At 72.0% G+C, this 16,377-nt stretch carries 12 protein-coding genes; 5 read left to right on the forward strand and 7 right to left on the reverse strand.

The window, feature by feature from the left end; translation table 11 throughout:
- Positions 1-11: 11 nt before the first annotated feature.
- Positions 12-3,743: an ABC transporter ATP-binding protein gene (locus ACFY2Z_RS15085; protein ID WP_390744612.1), complete on the reverse strand. Its 3,732-nt coding sequence runs from the start codon at positions 3,741-3,743 to the stop codon at positions 12-14.
- 272 nt (positions 3,744-4,015) lie between these two features.
- On the opposite strand from ACFY2Z_RS15085, the gene ACFY2Z_RS15090 reads away from it, so the two are divergent.
- Positions 4,016-4,906, forward strand: a complete 891-nt coding sequence (locus ACFY2Z_RS15090; RefSeq protein ID WP_390744613.1) for an oxaloacetate decarboxylase — start codon at positions 4,016-4,018, stop codon at positions 4,904-4,906.
- The gene (locus tag ACFY2Z_RS15095; RefSeq protein WP_390744614.1) at positions 4,903-5,172 is read left to right on the forward strand and encodes a hypothetical protein; all 270 of its coding nucleotides are present in this window, start codon (positions 4,903-4,905) and stop codon (positions 5,170-5,172) included. The genes ACFY2Z_RS15090 and ACFY2Z_RS15095 overlap by 4 nt, the downstream gene beginning before the upstream one ends.
- Positions 5,173-5,451: 279 nt before the next feature.
- On the opposite strand, the gene ACFY2Z_RS15100 is transcribed toward ACFY2Z_RS15095, so the two are convergent.
- On the reverse strand, positions 5,452-6,372 hold the full coding sequence (locus ACFY2Z_RS15100) for a serine hydrolase (protein ID WP_390744615.1): 921 nt from the start codon (positions 6,370-6,372) through the stop codon (positions 5,452-5,454).
- 233 nt (positions 6,373-6,605) lie between these two features.
- Between ACFY2Z_RS15100 and ACFY2Z_RS15105 the strand changes: the two genes are divergently transcribed.
- Positions 6,606-7,226, forward strand: coding sequence for a hypothetical protein (locus ACFY2Z_RS15105; RefSeq protein WP_390744616.1), 621 nt, complete (start codon positions 6,606-6,608; stop codon positions 7,224-7,226).
- Between the two features lie 48 nt (positions 7,227-7,274).
- On the opposite strand, the gene ACFY2Z_RS15110 is transcribed toward ACFY2Z_RS15105, so the two are convergent.
- From ACFY2Z_RS15110 to ACFY2Z_RS15120, 3 genes are all read right to left on the reverse strand, one after another.
- Entirely contained in the window at positions 7,275-8,969 is a 1,695-nt protein-coding gene (locus ACFY2Z_RS15110) for a thiamine pyrophosphate-binding protein (RefSeq protein WP_390744617.1), read from the reverse strand.
- Positions 8,966-9,973: an agmatinase gene (gene speB / locus ACFY2Z_RS15115; protein ID WP_390744618.1), complete on the reverse strand. Its 1,008-nt coding sequence runs from the start codon at positions 9,971-9,973 to the stop codon at positions 8,966-8,968. The genes ACFY2Z_RS15110 and speB overlap by 4 nt, the downstream gene beginning before the upstream one ends.
- Positions 9,974-10,080: 107 nt before the next feature.
- On the reverse strand, positions 10,081-11,544 hold the full coding sequence (locus ACFY2Z_RS15120) for a sodium:solute symporter (protein ID WP_390744619.1): 1,464 nt from the start codon (positions 11,542-11,544) through the stop codon (positions 10,081-10,083).
- A 206-nt stretch (positions 11,545-11,750) separates the two neighbouring features.
- Here ACFY2Z_RS15120 and ACFY2Z_RS15125 point away from each other — a divergent pair, with 206 nt between their 5' ends.
- Both ACFY2Z_RS15125 and ACFY2Z_RS15130 read left to right on the forward strand, forming a co-directional pair.
- On the forward strand, positions 11,751-13,406 hold the full coding sequence (locus ACFY2Z_RS15125; protein WP_390744620.1) for a PucR family transcriptional regulator ligand-binding domain-containing protein: 1,656 nt from the start codon (positions 11,751-11,753) through the stop codon (positions 13,404-13,406).
- A gap of 62 nt (positions 13,407-13,468) precedes the next feature.
- Complete coding sequence (locus ACFY2Z_RS15130) at positions 13,469-14,266, forward strand: phosphatase (RefSeq protein WP_390744621.1); 798 nt, start codon at positions 13,469-13,471, stop codon at positions 14,264-14,266.
- Between the two features lie 34 nt (positions 14,267-14,300).
- On the opposite strand, the gene tesB is transcribed toward ACFY2Z_RS15130, so the two are convergent.
- Together tesB and ACFY2Z_RS15140 are read right to left on the reverse strand one after the other, a co-directional pair.
- Positions 14,301-15,167, reverse strand: a complete 867-nt coding sequence (gene tesB / locus ACFY2Z_RS15135; protein ID WP_388975288.1) for an acyl-CoA thioesterase II — start codon at positions 15,165-15,167, stop codon at positions 14,301-14,303.
- Positions 15,168-15,202: 35 nt separating this feature from the next.
- Entirely contained in the window at positions 15,203-16,360 is a 1,158-nt protein-coding gene (locus tag ACFY2Z_RS15140; RefSeq protein ID WP_390744622.1) for an acyl-CoA dehydrogenase family protein, read from the reverse strand.
- Between the last annotated feature and the right edge of the window lie 17 nt (positions 16,361-16,377).

Raw genomic sequence — 16,377 nt, forward strand, 5'->3', positions numbered from 1 at the left:
CCGACCGCCGGTCAGGCCGTGGACCCGACGGGCTCCTCCGGCTCCGGCGTCCCGACGAACGTCCGCCACAGCCGCGCGTAGCGGCCGTCGCGGCGCAGCAGCTCCTCGTGGGTGCCGTCCTCCGCGACCCGGCCGTGGTCCATGACCACCACCCGGTCGGCGCGGGCGGCCGTCGTCAGCCGGTGGGCGACCACGAGCGTGGTACGGCGGCCGGTGAGGCGGTCCGTCGCCTGGTTGACCTGGGCCTCGGTGGCGAGGTCCAGCGCGGCGGTGGCCTCGTCGAGCAGCAGGATGTCGGGGTCGACGAGTTCCGCGCGGGCCAGGGCGATCAACTGCCGCTGTCCGGCGGACAGATTGCGGCCGCGCTCGGCGACCTCGTGCAGATAGCCGCCGTCCAGCGTGGCGATCATGTCGTGCGCGCCGACCGCCCGTGCCGCGGCCTCCACCTGGGCGTCGGTCGCGTCCGGACGCCCGTAGGCGATGGCGTCCCGGACGGTCCCCGCGAACAGGTACGCCTCCTGGGGGACGACACCGAGCCGGTGCCGGTACGAGGTCAGGTCGAGGGAGCGCAGATCGGTGCCGTCGATCAGCACCCGGCCGTGCGTGGGGTCGTAGAACCGGGCGACCAGCTTGACCAGGGTCGACTTGCCCGCGCCGGTCTCCCCGACGAAGGCGACGGTCTGCCCGGCGGGGATCCGCAGATCGATGCCGCTGAGCGCCTCCTCGTCGTCGCCGTAGGCGAAGTCGACGCCGTCGAAGGCGACCTCACCGCGCAGGGAGCGCACCTGGAGCGGCTCGTCGGCGGCCTCGGTGGCGGTCGGCTCCCGCAGCAGCTCCTGGATCCGGCCGAGGGACACCGTGGCCTGCTGGTAGCCGTCGAAGACCTGGGAGAGCTGCTGCACCGGGGCGAAGAACAGATCGATGTACAGCAGATACGCGACCAGGGCACCCGTCGTCAGCGTCCCGGCGTCCACCCGGTGCGCGCCCTCGATCAGCACGGACGCGGTGGCCACCGACGACAGCAGCTGCACGAAGGGGAAGTACACGGATATCAGCCACTGGCCGCGGATACGGGCCCGGCGGTAGCTCTCACTGGCCTCGGTGAACCGCCGTCCGCCGTCCTGCTCGCGCCGGAACGCCTGCAGGATCCGCAGCCCGGACACCGACTCCTGGAGATCCGCGTTGACCGTCGAGACCCGCTCGCGGGCGAGTTCGTACGCCTTCACGCTGGCCCGGCGGAAGAAGACGGTGGCCACCACCAGCGCCGGCAGGGTGGCGAACACCACGAGCGCGAGCCGCACGTCGATCACCAGCAGCGCGACCATGATGCCGAAGAAGGTGACCACGGAGACGAAGGCGGTGACGAGCCCCGTCTGCAGGAACGTCGACAGCGCGTCGACGTCGGTGGTCATCCGGGTCATGATCCGGCCGCTCAGCTCCCGCTCGTAGTAGTCGAGCCCGAGCCGCTGGAGCTGCGCGAAGATCTTCAGCCGGAGGGAGTACAGGACGCGCTCACCGGTCCGCCCGGTCATCCGGGTCTCCGCGACCTGCGCCGTCCACTGCACGAGGACGGCGAGCAGGGCCAGCAGGGACGCGGCCCAGACCGCGCCGACGGCCATCCGGGACACACCCTGGTCGATACCGTGCCGGATCAGGATCGGCAGCAGCAGACCCATGCCCGCGTCGACGGCGACGAGGCCGAGGCTCGCGAGGAGCGGCAGACCGAAGCCGCGGAGCAGCCGGGTGAGGCCGTACGACTGCTCGGCCCGCACCGCGCGTGCCTCGTCGATGCCGGGGGTGTCGGTGGCCGGGGGCAGCTGCTCGACCTGGGCGAGGAGTTCAGGGGTGGCCGGGGAGCCGCTCAGCGCACGGTCCCGGGGCTCGCGGTCGCCGGTCCACAGATGCGGGGTGACGCCCCGCTCCGCGTCGAACTCGGCGTCCAGCTCCTCGCGGACGGAGGAGTCCTCCTGGGGCACGGCAGGCAGGGCGTGGCCGGGCGAGACCCCGCCCAGTTCGTCGGGGTCGGTCAGCAGCCGCCGGTAGAGGGCGGAGCGCTCCTGGAGTTCCTCGTGCGTGCCGATGTCGGCGAGCCGGCCGTCGTCGAGGACCGCGATGCGGTCGGCGAGGTTGAGGGTCGAGCGCCGGTGGGCGATCAGCAGGGTGGTACGGCCCTCCATGACCTGCTTCAGCGCCTCGTGGATCTCGTGCTCGACCCGGGCGTCCACCGCCGAGGTCGCGTCGTCGAGGACCAGCAGCCGGGGGTCGGTGAGGATCGCCCGGGCCAGTGCGATGCGCTGGCGCTGGCCGCCGGAGAGGGTGAGGCCCTGCTCGCCGACCTTGGTGGCGTAGCCGTCGGGCAGCTCGGCGATGAAGCGGTCGGCCTGTGCCGCGCGGGCGGCCCGCTCGATCTGCTCGTCGGTGGCGTCCGGGCGGCCGTAGGCGATGTTGTTGCGGACCGTGTCCGAGAAGAGGAAGGAGTCCTCGGGGACCAGTCCGATAGCGGCGCGCAGGGACGACTGGGTGAGCTCGCGCACATCGTGGCCGCCGACGAGGACGGCGCCGTGGGTGACGTCGTAGAAGCGGGGCAGCAGCAGGGAGACCGTCGACTTGCCGGAGCCGGAGGAGCCGACGACGGCGAGGGTCTCGCCGGGGCGTATCTCGAAGGAGAGGCCGTCGAGGACCGGGCGGCCGTCCTGGTAGGCGAAGGAGACGTCGTCGAACTCGACGGTCGCGGGGGCGTCGGCGGGCAGCTCCTTGGTGCCGTCCGACAGCGAGGGCTCGGTGTCGACCAGCTCCAGGATGCGTTCGGCGCCCGCGCGGGCCTGCTGGCCGACGGTGAGCACCACGGCCAGCATGCGCACCGGGCCGACGAGCTGGGCGAGATAGGAGGAGAAGGCGACGAACGTGCCGAGGGTGATGTGCCCGCGCACCGCGAGCCAGCCGCCGAGCGCCAGCATGGCGACCTGGCCGAGTGCGGGCACGGCCTGCAGGGCGGGGGTGTACCGGGCGTTCAGCTTGATGGTGCGCAGCCGGCCCGCGAAGAGGCGGCGCCCGACCTCCCGGAGCTTGGCGGTCTCCTGCTCCTCCTGCCCGAAGCCCTTGACCACGCGGACGCCGCTGACGGCGCCGTCCACCACTCCCGCCACGGCGGCGGCCTGCGCCTGGGCGTACCAGGTGGCCGGGTGCAGCCGGGTGCGGCTGCGCTTGGCGATGAACCACAGGGCGGGCGCGACGGCCAGCGCGACCAGGGTCAGCGGCGGCGACAGCCACGCCATGATCACCAGGGAGAGCAGGAAGAGGAGGACGTTCCCGATCGTCATCGGGAGCATGAACAAAAGGCCCTGGACCAGCTGAAGGTCACTGGTGGCGCGGCCGACGACCTGACCGGTGGACAGCTCGTCCTGGCGGCGCCCGTCGAGCCGGGTGATCGTCCCGTACATGTCCGTGCGCAGGTCGTGCTGGACGCCCAGGGCCAGCCGGCCGCCGTAGTAGCGGCGGATGTAGGTGAGGACGTAGACGAGGACGGCGGCGCCGATGAGCGCGCCGGCCCAGGGCCCCACGGACCGGCTGTGGTTCCCGATGACATCGTCGATGATCACCTTGGTGATCATCGGGACGACCGCCATGACGGCCATGCCGCCCAGCGAGGAGCCGAGCGCGAGGATCACGTCCTTCGGGTAGCGCCACGCGTACCCCGCGAGCCTGCGTGCCCAGCCGCGTGTCTCCCCCTCGTTGGCCACCACGCCGGTCCCTTCCTGTCGCCCTGATCGTCCGGACAGCACCAACGCGGACCAGGGCGGATTTCATCCCTCCGCAACAATTCCGGGCCGAAAGTCGCAGCCGTCCGCGACCGCGGGCCTAGGCGGACGGAGCGCGTGAGGGGAACGCGAGTGACGTTTCTGCGGTGAAGGTGGTGACCCGACCGGGTGAGTAAAGGATCCCTATAGGGGATGACTTGCGTAGGTACAGAAATAATCCCGATCAGGTAAAGGACCCCCCACGGAAGGGCTGGACGGTGGCCTACGGAAACGAGCTGCGGGAGCAGATCGCCGCGCAGGGAACCACACCTCTGATCGGTGTCTACGACATGTACTCGGCCTCGATCGCGGCCGCGCACTACGACGGGATGTTCGTGTCCGGCTTCGGATTCGCCGCGTCGCACTACGGTCTGCCGGACATCGGTTTCATCGCCTGGCCCGACATGGTGGCGTTCACCCAGCGCCTGCGGGGCGCGTTCCCCCGTCACCATCTGCTCGTCGACATCGACGACGGGTACGCCGACCCCGAGGTGGCCTGCCATGTGGTGGAGGCGCTGGAGCGGGCGGGCGCCTCCGGGGTGATCCTGGAGGACCAGCAGCGGCCGCGCCGGTGCGGGCACGCCGACGGCAAACGGATCCTGCCGCTGACCGAGTACGTCGAGAAGCTGGAGACGGTGCTCGCGACCCGCCGGGAGCTGGTGGTGGTGGCCCGCACGGACGCCACCGAGGAGCAGGACATCCTGGACCGGGCGCGGGCCCTGGCCGCCACCGCCGCGGACGTGGTGCTGGTCGACGGGGTGCGCAGCGTGGACTGGATCCGGCGGATCCGGGACGTGGTCGGGGACAAGCCGCTGCTGTTCAACCAGATCGCCGGCGGCAAGTCGCCGCGGTTGTCCCTGAGCGAGCTGTCCGAGCTGGGCGTGGACGTCGCGATCTACAGCACGCCCTGTCTGTTCGCGGCCCACGCGGCGATGGACTCCGCGCTCGCCGAGCTGAAGCGGGCCGACGGGCGGCTTCCGGACATGGACCCTGCGGAGGGGATCGGGGTGCGCGCCTCGACCGGGCTGCTGGAGCGGAACATCGCGCGGTTCCATCCGGAACGAGCGGGTGTGCACCTTCAGCCGAAGCCGGCGGGGGTGGCCGGATGACCGGCAGCCGCCCACGACTGCGGGCCGTGCTCGCCCTGTCCATGACCCTGCTCGGTGCCGCGGCGGGCCCGGCGATCGCGGACGACAGCCTGGTCACCGTGCTCGACAACTCCCACGCCGACTCGATCCTGGAGGTCGACCGCACGGGCAACCTCCAGACCGGCAGCGGCACCGCGGGCAGCGACCACGACGGCAGCGCGGTCGACGCGATCCAGGCCCTCGTGGGCGGCGGGGAGCGGGACGACGGCGAGGAGGACGGCGGCTGAACCCTCCGGCGGTGAACTCGCAGCGGCCGGGCGCGTGGGCGCCCGGCCGTCGCGCGGTCCGTCAGTGGCCGGCGGGTGCGGGAGACGTACGTGCAGCGAGGTGCCGGTGGCGGGGGCGCCGGCGGCGGCCGGTGAGGTGGCCGCCGCCAGGGTGACGGTGGCGAGAAGGATTCTCGGGCGCATGCCGTCACGGTAGGACGAGGCAGATGGCCCCGGAGTGGACTCACCGTGAGCCAGCCGGAGTTGGCTCGTGCCGGCGCACCGCGGGGCCGCCGGGCTTCAGTTCGCCGGGACCGCCGGGATCGCCTCCTGCGGTGTGCTCGTGGGCACGTACGCGCTCTTGGCGGAGACCGTCGGCACCAGGTCCTTGTGGATGGCCTTGGCCACGTTCTGGATCGTGGTGACGCCGTAGTCCATGGTGCTGTTGTCCTGCGTCAGCACGGTGATCATGTAGTCGTGTCCGGCTCCGTTGAAGGTGCCGACGCTGTGCACGCGCCAGCCGTGCGTGGCGCGCGACAGCCAGCCGTTCTTCACATGCACGGAGACACCCGAGGGCGCGCCCGCCGGGGTGCCCCAGCGCTGGGAGGAGATGACCTTCCCCATCAGCTTCAGGATGTAGGCCCGGGAGTTGTCGCTCAGCACGGAGTTCTTGGCGGTGATCAGCTTGAGCAGCTTCTGCTCGTCCTGCACGGTGATCTGGGTCAGGCCCCAGTAGCCGTTCGCGCCCGGCTTGGTCTGGGTCATACCGGCCGCGGCGAGGAAGCCCTTGACCTTCGTCAGGCCCAGCTGCTTCCACAGCGTGCTGGTCGCGTTGTTGTCCGACTTGGTGATCATCGCCGTGGCGAGGGAGGTCTCACGGTCGGTCAGATAGCGGTTGTGCTTCTTGGCGTCCCACAGCAGCGTGGCGAGCACGGTGACCTTGACGACGCTGGCCGAGTCGTAGGCGCTGGTGGCGCGCAGCGAGCAGGTGGTGTTCGTGGACCGGTCGTAGAGGCCGACCGCGACGGTGCCCTTGCGGCCTGCGAGAGCTGCGGTGATGTCCTTCTGCAGCTTGGCGGCGAGACCCGTCTTGCCCGAGGTGCAGCTCACCGTCGGCGTCGTGGCCGAGGCGGGCGTCGCCGCGACCACGGACGGTATGAGAATCCCGGCGGCGATACCCGCACCGAGCACACGGGCACGCCGGGATCTGTGGTGAGTCATGGAAGTCCCCATCCCTTACGTGGATTCGGACGCGCCCCCGGCACGTCCTGCCCTGATGACTCACGAGTACGGGTGAAAGGTTGCACGAGAGAACATCCTTTCCCGGTTGCCCGGCCCTCAGACGTCCTTCCGCCACGGAGGAAACCGCCCGGCGCGGCGCGGCCCTGACCACGATCCGGCCGGGGGCTGTTGCGATCATGGGCGCACGCGTCCGGAGACACGGGGAGGAAACAGTGAGCCACGGCCTGGAGATGAGCACCGGTGACATGCGGAGCGTGATGCGGCTGCTCACCGCGGTGGAGCGGACGCCGGAGCAGGAGCGGATGCTCGGGATCGTGCGCGAGAGGTGCGCGCGGACCGACGCGCGGCTCCAGGAGCAGGACATCGATCTCGGCGTGTCCGTCGGCCGGGCGCTCGACGAACTGCTGGAGGGCGCCCCCAGCGTGGAGGTGAGCCCGGCGTACACCTATGCCTTCCACGAGTTGGTGGCGTGCCATTTCTCCGAGACCGTGGATCTCGGCTCCTGGCGGCGGCTGTCCTGGTTCCACTCGGTGGACGACGAACTGGCCCGGCACGGTGTGCCGTCCGAGCTGCGGCCGGGCTCGTACCTGTTCAGCGGGCCGCCGGTACGGCTGCCGCACCCCGGCGACATCGTTCCGCAGATCGGCGTCCTGGCGGCCCAGCGTGCCGCCGCGGTCGCCGAGGCGTACGTGGCGGTGCTGGACCGGCTGGACCCCGACCACCAGGGGACGGTGCGCCGGTTCGCCGAGGTCCTGCAGTTCGAGGCCGAGGAGTGGGAGAGCGCCCGGGAGCTCGGCCAGACGAACGACACGATCTTCTTCTGGTTCCGGTGATCCGACTGCGGTGACGGCACGTCAGACGTGTCGGGCGCGTCGGACCTGTCAGGCGCGTCCTTCCAGGTGCGTCGGGGCGAACATGCGCAGCACCGCCGGGAGGACCACCACCGAGGGGCCCGGGTCGGCGAGCGCCTTCGTCAGGTCCTCCTCCAGGGTGTCCGGGGTCGTGCGGACACCCGGGACGCCGAACGACTCCGCCAGGGCCACATAGTCCGGGCGGGTCAGTTCCGTCGCCGTGGCCTGGCCGAAGGCGTCCGTCATGTACTCGCGCAGGATGCCGTAGCCGCCGTCGTCGACGATCAGCCAGGTCACGTTCAGGTCGTACTGCCGGGCCGTCGCCAGCTCGGCGATGGAATAGAGGGCTCCGCCGTCGCCGGAGACCGCGAGCACCGGGTGCGTGGGGTCGGCCACGGCGGCTCCGAGCGCGGCCGGGAAGCCGTAGCCGAGGCCGCCCGCGCCCTGTGCCGAGTGCATGGCGTTCGTCCCCCGCGGGTCGAACGCCGACCACGCCCAGTACGCCAGGATCGTCATGTCCCAGAAGGACGGGGAGCCGGTGGGCAGGGCGCGCCGCACCGACGCCAGCAGCCGCTGCTCCAGGGTCAGTTCCTGGGCCGCGATCCGCTCGGCGACCCGCCCCAGCACGGACCGCACGCGCTCGGGGGCGCTCGCGTCCTCCCGTTCCGACACCGTCTCCGACAGGGCCTGCAAGGCCAGACGCGCGTCCGCGTGGATACCGAGGGCGGGGTGGTTGGACTCCAGCTTGCCGAGGTCCGCCTCGATCTGGATCACCCGGCCGCGCGGCTTGAACGTGTGGTAGTTCGAGGACAGTTCGCCCAGGCCCGAGCCGACCACCAGCAGGACGTCCGCGTCCTCCAGGAAGTCGGTCGTGTGGCGGTCCTCCAGCCAGGACTGCAGGGAGAGGGGATGCTCCCAGGGGAAGGCGCCCTTGCCGCCGAAGGTGGTGACGACGGGGGCGTTCAGCTTCTCGGCGAGCCGGCGGAGCTTGCCCGCGGCGTCCGCCCGGACCACTCCCCCGCCCGCGATGACCGCCGGGCGGGACGCCTTCGACAGCAGGTCGGCCGCGACCGCGGTCAGTTCGGGGCGCGGGGGCAGGTCCTCCGGCGTCGCGTCCACCGCGGTCACCACCGGCAGGGCGGTCTCGGCGAGCAGCACGTCCTGGGGGATCTCCACCCACACCGGCCCGTGCGGGACCGTCAGCGCCGACTTCCACGCCGCCGCGATCGCCGACGGGATCTGCGACTGCGTGCGGACCGTGTGGACCGACTTGACCACGCCCCGGAACGAGGCCGACTGGTCGGGGAGTTCGTGCAGATAGCCGTGGCGCCCGCCGCCCAGCCCGGCGGCCGGGATCTGACTGCTGATCGCCAGGACCGGGGCCGAGGCGGCCGCCGCCTCCTGGAGCGCGGCCAGGGACGTCAGCGCGCCCGGGCCGGTCGAGAGCAGGAGCGGGGCGGCCTCCCCCGTGATCCGGCCGTAGGCGTCCGCCGCGAAACCGGCGTTGTTCTCGACGCGCAGACCGACGTACCGCAGCGTGGAGCGGCGCAGCGCGTCGAACATGCCGAGGGCGTGCTGGCCGGGCATTCCGAAGACCGTCGTCGCGCCCAGCCCGGCCAGCGTCTCCACGACCAGGTCTCCGCCGTTGCGGCCGGGGGGAGCGTTCAGTGCGGCCTCGGTCTGCGCCGCCGTCGGACGGAGAACCAGGTCGTGGTCGTGGGTCACTTGGTCTCGGTCTCCCCACCGGCGCGGGCGGCCGCAATCTGGCGGGTCATGATCGTCGTCAGCTCGTAGGCGGTGTGCGAGGCGGCCACCGAGGTGATCTCCGCGTGGTCGTAGGCCGGCGCCACCTCGACGACGTCCGCCGAGACCAGGTTGCAGGAGGCGAGGCCGCGCAGGATCTCCAGGAGCTCGCGCGAGGTCATGCCGCCGGCCTCGGGGGTGCCGGTGCCCGGGGCGTGCGCGGGGTCGAGGCAGTCGATGTCGATGGAGATGTACAGCGGGCGGTCGCCGATGCGCTGGCGCAGCTGGTCGGCGACCTCGTCCGCGCCGCGCCGGTAGATGTCGGCGGAGGTGACGATGCCGAAGCCCATCTTCTCGTCGTCGGTGAGGTCCTGCTTGCCGTACAGCGGGCCGCGGGTGCCGACGTGGGAGAGCGCGGAGGTGTCGAGGATGCCCTCCTCGACGGCGCGGCGGAACGGGGTTCCGTGGGTGTACTCGGCGCCGAAGTAGGTGTCCCAGGTGTCGAGGTGGGCGTCGAAGTGGAGCAGGGCCACCGGGCCGTGCTTCTTGGCGACGGAGCGCAGCAGCGGCAGGGCGATGGTGTGGTCGCCGCCGAGGGTCATCAGACGGGCGCCCGTGCCGAGCAGTTCGTCGGCGGCGGCCTCGACGGTCTCCACCGCCTCGTTGATGTTGAACGGGTTCACGGCGATGTCGCCGCCGTCCGCGACCTGGGCGAGCGCGAAGGGGGAGGCGTCCTGCGCCGGGTTGTACGGACGCAGCAGACGGGACGCCTCACGGATGGCGTTGCCGCCGAAGCGGGCGCCGGGGCGGTAGGAGACACCGGAGTCGAAGGGCACACCGACCACCGCGACGTCCGCGGTGCCGACCTCGTCGAGGCGGGGCAGCCGGGCGAAGGTCGCGGGGCCCGCGTACCGCGGGATGCGGGACGAGTCGACGGGTCCGCGGGGTCGGCCGGCGCCTGCTGCGGGGTTCTCGGTACTGCTCATCGTCGGACTCCTCCGGGTCATGCGGGTTTCTTCCAGTGTCGCGGACCCCGGGGCGGGGTCCGCACGGTCCGGCCACCGTGCGGCGGCCGGACCGAAGCATCCAGGGCTCAGACGCCCACCGTCGTGGGCTCCTCCGTGGCCGGTGCGCCACGCCCCGCGAGCCGCTCGCGCCAGGCGGTCAGCACGGCCTCCTCGGTCGGCTTCGTCGCCAGCGACACCACGACGTACGACACCAGCGAGGCCAGCAGCCCGTAGTAGACGGGCTCGTTGGCGAGGATGCCGTAGGACGCCATCAGGGCGATGACGGCGAGACCGCCGACGGAGACCGAGGCGAGCGCGCCCTGCGCGGTGCCGCGCTTCCACAGCAGTCCGCCGAGGATCGGCACCAGCAGCCCGCCGACGAGCAGGTTGTACGCGACGGTCAGCGCCTCGACCACGTTGTTCAGCGCGATGGCCGTACCGATCACGGCGACCCCCATGACGAGGATGAAGACGCGGTTGCCCCTGACCTCGTCGTGCGCCTCGTCCCCGTCGCGGCGCACGACACCGCGCAGCCGCGACCAGATGTCGTTGTTGGCGACGGTCGCACAGGCGATGAGCGCGCCGGAAGAGGTCGACATCACCGCGGCGAGGGCCGCCGCGAGCACCAACCCGCGCACACCGACCGGGAGTTCCTGCTTGACGATGGTCGCGAAGGCGTCGTCCGGGCTGCCCAGCCTCGGGAACAGCACCTTGGCGGCGGTGCCGATGACGGCGCCGGCGAGGGCGTAGACCAGACAGTAGGTGCCGGCCACCGTGCCGCCCCACCTGGCCGTCGTGTCGCTGCGCGCGGTGAACACGCGCTGCCAGATGTCCTGCCCGATCAGCATGCCGAACGTGTAGATGAGGACATAGGTGAAGATCGTCTCGCCACCGATGCCCAGCGGGTCGAAGTACGACGTCGGCAGCTTGGCCTTCATCTCGCTGAAGCCGCCCGCCCGTATCACCGCGAGGGGCAGCAGCAGAAGCAGGACGCCGATGGTCTTCACCACGAACTGCACCATGTCGGTCAGCGTGATCGACCACATGCCGCCGAGCGTCGAGTACACGACGACGATGGTGCCGCCCAGGATGATCGCGACGGTCCGGTTCATGTCGAAGAGGACGTCGAAGATGGTGGCGTAGGCGATGGTCGAGGTGACCGCGAGCATCAGCGTGTACGCCCACATGACCACGCCCGAGATCACACCGGCCCGGCCGCCGTACCGGAGGTCGAGCATCTCGGAGACGGTGTAGACCTTCAGCCTGGCGATGCGCGCGGAGAAGAAGACGGACAGGGCGAGCAGGCCGAGGCCGATGGTGAAGACCATCCAGGCACCGGACAGCCCGTACCGGTAACCGAGGCCGACGCCACCGATGGTGGACGCGCCGCCGAGGACGATCGCGGCCATGGTGCCGGAGTACATCGCGGGCCCGAGCCGGCGGCCCGCGACGAGGAACTCGCTCTTGGACTTGGCGCGGCGCATGCCCCACCAGCCCATCGCCAGCATTCCGGCGAGATAGACGACGATCACTGTGTAGTCGACGGCCATTGGGGGCCCTCCTTCGCGCACTTCCCGGTGGCGTGTCGTGCAGAGACGTAGTGGTTCCTGGGGAACCGGGACGTCGGCAGTGGATCGCGGGGACATCCGCCCGTACCCGCCGCTGCCGGTCTGCAGAGACACTAGGTGGCCGGAAAGCGACTCTGAAGTGTACGTTTCATCCATCCGAACCGACCGGAATGGAGGAACCGTCCACCATGCCGGATCCGTCGTCACCGACCGCTCCGGCGGTACCCCCCACACCACCGGTGCCGCTGTCGGCCCTTCTCGCCCGGGAGGACCTGGCCCTGCGGCAGATCGCCGGCCCGGCCGGACCCGACATCGTGATCCACTGGGCGCACACCTCGGAGATGGCCGACCCCTACCCGTACCTGCTGGGCGGCGAGCTGCTGCTGACGGCGGGCGTGCAGATCCCCGAAGCGGCCGGCACCGGCGCGGGAGCCCCCGGTGGAGCGGGACCGGGACCGGGGAAGTATTTCGACGACTACGTCTCCCGGATCGTCGCAGCGGGCGGTGCGGCGCTCGGTTTCGGCCTGGCACCCGTGCACGACACGGTGCCGCCCGCGCTGGTGGAGGCCTGCGACCGCCACGGGCTGCCGCTGCTGGAGGTCCCGCCGCAGACGACGTTCTCGGGCGTGGCCCGTGCGGTGTGGCAGCTGATGGCCCAGGCCCGCCTGGCCGAGCTGCGCCGCGTCACGGAGGCCCAGCAGAGCCTGGCCGCGGCGGCGGCCCGCCCGGACCCGGTGCCCTCGGTGCTGCGGCAACTGGCCCAGCGGGTCGCGGGCTGGGCGGTGCTCTACGGCCCGGACGGGACGCACCTCGCGGCGGCGGGGCGGGGGCCGCGGAACGAGGCACGGGAGGCGATGGCGGAGCTGGCCCGGGTCGTACGGCCCGTCGGCACCGCGGCGGTGCCCCCGGCGGGCGCACCGCAGCCGGGTGCGCCCGCGGGGCCGGGCCGTGCCCGCCCCGCTCCGTCCTCCGCCGCCGAGACCGTCGCCGGGACACATCTGGCCGCCTACGCGCTCGACCCGGTCCAGGGCTTCGTCCTCGGGGTCGCCTCCCCGCGGCGCGACCCCGGGGACCACACCATCGCCTCGGTCGCCGCGGTCCTGCTCTCCCTGCTGACCGGAGAGCATCACAGCGGAGCGGGCGCGGCGCGTTCGTCGGCGCTCGTACGGCTGCTGCTGGGCGCCGCACCCGAGGCGGTCGCACCGCTGCTCGGGGACGACCGGTGGATCGTCGTGCACGCCCGCCCGGACGCCCCGGCCCCCGGTGCCGCCGGGCAGCCGCACCCCGGCGGCACCGGTCCGCACGACGCCATGGCCGCCGCCGCGCTCGGCGCCGCGCTCGGGTCCGCGCTGGTCGACCTCGGAGAGGGGGTGGTCCGGGTCCTCGTCCCCGCCGACCGCGAACCGGCCCCGCTCCCGGGCTGGACCCTCGGCGTGAGCGCCCCCGTCCTCCCGGGCGACTGGCCCGCCGCCGACGCCCAGGCGGCCCGCGCCCTGACCCGCGCCCGCGCCACGCGTGCGCCGCTGGTGCGCCACTGCGAGCGCACGGTCCTGGCCGACCTGGTCCCGGCCGAGCAGGCCGAGCTGCACGCCCGCACCCTGCTCGCCCCGATCGCCGGGACGCCCGCCCTGGTGGAGACCCTGCGCACCTGGCTGTCCCTGCACGGCAGCTGGGACCGTACGGCGGTCGCCCTGTCGGTCCACCGCAACACGGTGCGCCAGCGCATCGCCCGCTGTACGGCGCTGCTGGACGCGGACCTGGACGACCCGGACGTACGGATGGAGCTGTGGTTCGCGTTGCAGCGCACGGGACAGGGCCGGGCGGCACCCGCCCGCGCCGAGTGACGCACGTCCCACGCTGCGGAACAACGGCCGTCCCGGCGCAGCTCGACGGCACAATGGGGGCCATGCCGATACCCGGGACCCCCAGCCGCGCCGAGCTCGTCGACCACCTCGTACGCACGCGCATCGCGGGCGACGTCGCCACGCCCCGTGAGAACAACCTCTCTCACTACCGCAGGCTCTCCAACGGCGACCGCAACTACTGGCTCGGCCTGGAACTGGGCGACCGCTGGACCGACGAGCAGGACGTGCTCGCCGTCATGGCGGAGCGCTGCGGTGTGAACGACGATCCCGAGTACCGCTACGGCCAGGACACCATCGACCCGGAGCTGACCGTCGCCGCCCTGGATCGTCTGGCGGCCCGCCTGCGCAAGGCCGCCGACAGCCGGCAGCGCGTGCTGCTGGCCACGGGGCACCCCGGGGGGCTCCTCGACGTGCACCGCGCCACCGCGGCCGCCCTGCGCGCCGCCGGGTGCGAGATCGTCGTCATCCCGGACGGACTGCAGACGGACGAGGGGTACGTCATGCAGTTCGCCGACGTGGCCGTCCTGGAGCACGGCGCCACCCTCTGGCACACGCACTCCGGCGAGCCGATGCGCGCGATCCTGAAGGGTCTGGAGGGGGCGGGCCGTCCGCTGCCCGACCTGGTCGTCGCCGACCACGGCTGGGCGGGCTGCGCGGGCCAGTCGGGCATCGACTCCGTGGGCTACGCGGACTGCAACGACCCGGCCCTCTTCCTGGCGGAGGCCGAGGGAACCGTCCAGGTGACGGTCCCGCTCGACGACCACGTCACCAGCCCCCGCCACTACGATCCGCTGACGGCGTACCTGCTCGACGCGGCGGGGCTGACGAACGGCGGCTGAGCCCCGTCGCCCCACGGACGGCGGCCGCGCCCCCTCACCACGGGACGCGGACCACGCCCTCCTGGATCACCGAGACCGCCAGGCGGCCGTCCTGGGTGTAGATACGGGCCTGGCCGAGGCCCCGGCCGCCGTGTGCGGAGGGGGACTCCTGGTCGTAGAGCAGCCACTCGTCGGCCCGGAACGGGCGGTGGAACCACATCGCGTGGTCCAGGGAGGCCCCGACGACGTCGCCTATGGCCCAGCCGCCACGCCCGTGCGCGAGCAGCACCGAGTCGAGGAGCGTCATGTCGGACACGTAGGTCGCGAGGACCACGTGCAGCAGGGGGTCGTCCGCGAGCTTGCCGTTGGTGCGGAACCACACCTGGGAGTGCGGCTCGCGGGGGTCGCCGAACTTCCCGTAGGGCGGCTCGTCGACGTACCGCAGGTCGATCGCCTCCCGGGCCTCCAGGAGGCGCTCCACCACCTGGGGGTCGAGGTGGCCGTAGGAGCGCAGCCGGTCCTCGGAGGTGGGCAGGGTGGCCGGGTCGGGAGACGGTGGCATCGGGGCCTGGTGGTCGAGGCCCTCCTCGTCCGTCTGGAACGACGCGGACAGCGTGAAGATCGGCTTGCCGTGCTGCACGGCGACGACCCGGCGGGTGGTGAAGGAGCGGCCGTCGCGGAGACGCTCGACGTTGTAGACGATGGGCGCGCCCGGGTCCCCCATGCGCAGGAAGTACGCGTGGAGGGAGTGCGCCAGCCGGTCCGCGGGGACCGTACGCCCGGCGGCGACCATGGCCTGGGCCGCCACCTGCCCGCCGAAGACACGGGGGACGACGGCGGACCGGGACTGGCCGCGAAAGATGTTCTCCTCGATCTGCTCCAGGTCGAGCAGATCGAGGAGACCCTGTAGTGCCTGACTCATGGGGTCAGTTCTATCCGCAGGTGGTTGCGCCGGGCTTACAGGCCCATGTCCTTGGCGATGATCGTCTTCATGATCTCGCTGGTGCCGCCGTAGATGCGGTTGACGCGGTTGTCCGCGTACAGGCGGGCGATCGGGTACTCGTTCATGAAGCCGTAGCCGCCGTGCAGCTGGAGGCAGCGGTCGATCACGCGGTGGGCGACCTCGGTGCAGAAGAGCTTCGCGGAGGCGGCCTCGGCGGGGGTCAGCTCACCGGCGTCGAGGGCCTCCGTGGCGCGGTCGGCGACGGCCTCGGCCGCGTCCACCTCGGCCTGGCAGGCGGCCAGCTCGAACTTGGTGTTCTGGAAGGCGGCGACGGGCTGACCGAAGACGGTGCGCTGCTGGACGTAGTCCTTGGCGAACCGGATCGCGGCCTTGGCCTGCGCGTAGGCGCCGTAGGCGATGCCCCAGCGCTCCGAGGCCAGGTTGTGGCCGAGGTAGTAGAAGCCCTTGTTCTCCTCGCCGAGCAGGTCCTCGACGGGCACCTTGACGTCGACGAACGCCAGCTCGGCGGTGTCGGAGGTCTTCAGGCCCAGCTTGTCGAGCTTGCGGCCGACCGAGTAGCCCTCCGCCTTGGTGTCCACGACGAAGAGGGAGATGCCGTGGCGGCGGTCCTCGGCGGTGGGCGCGGAGGTGCGGGCGCAGACGATCATGCGGTCGGCGTGCACGCCACCGGTGATGAAGGTCTTGGCGCCGTTGAGGACGTAGTGCGTACCGTCCTCGGAGAGCTTGGCGGTGGTCCGCATGCCCGCGAGGTCGGAGCCGGTGCCCGGCTCCGTCATCGCGATGGCCCACATCTCCTCGCCGGCGACGAACTTCGGCAGGTAGCGCTTCTTCTGCTCGTCGGTGGCGAGCAGCTTTATGTACGGCAGGCCGAGCAGCACGTGGACGCCGGAGCCACCGAAGGTGATGCCCGCGCGGGCGGTCTCCTCCATCAGGATGGCCTCGAACTTGTACGAGTCGATGCCCGCGCCGCCGTACTCCTCGTCGACGCGGATACCGAACACGCCCAGCTCGGCGAGCTTGTAGTAGAAGTCGCGCGGCGCCTGGCCGGCGGCGAGCCACTCGTCGTAGACGGGAACGACCTCGGCCTCGATGAAGGCGCGCAGGGTCTCCCGGAACGCCTCGTGATCCTCGTTGAACAGCGTACGGCGCACGCCGCCACCTCCGCGTA

Origin of the sequence: Streptomyces sp. NPDC001222, assembly GCF_042896945.1 — a bacterium.
In the GTDB taxonomy this organism is placed as follows: Bacteria; Actinomycetota; Actinomycetes; order Streptomycetales; family Streptomycetaceae; genus Streptomyces; species Streptomyces gibsoniae.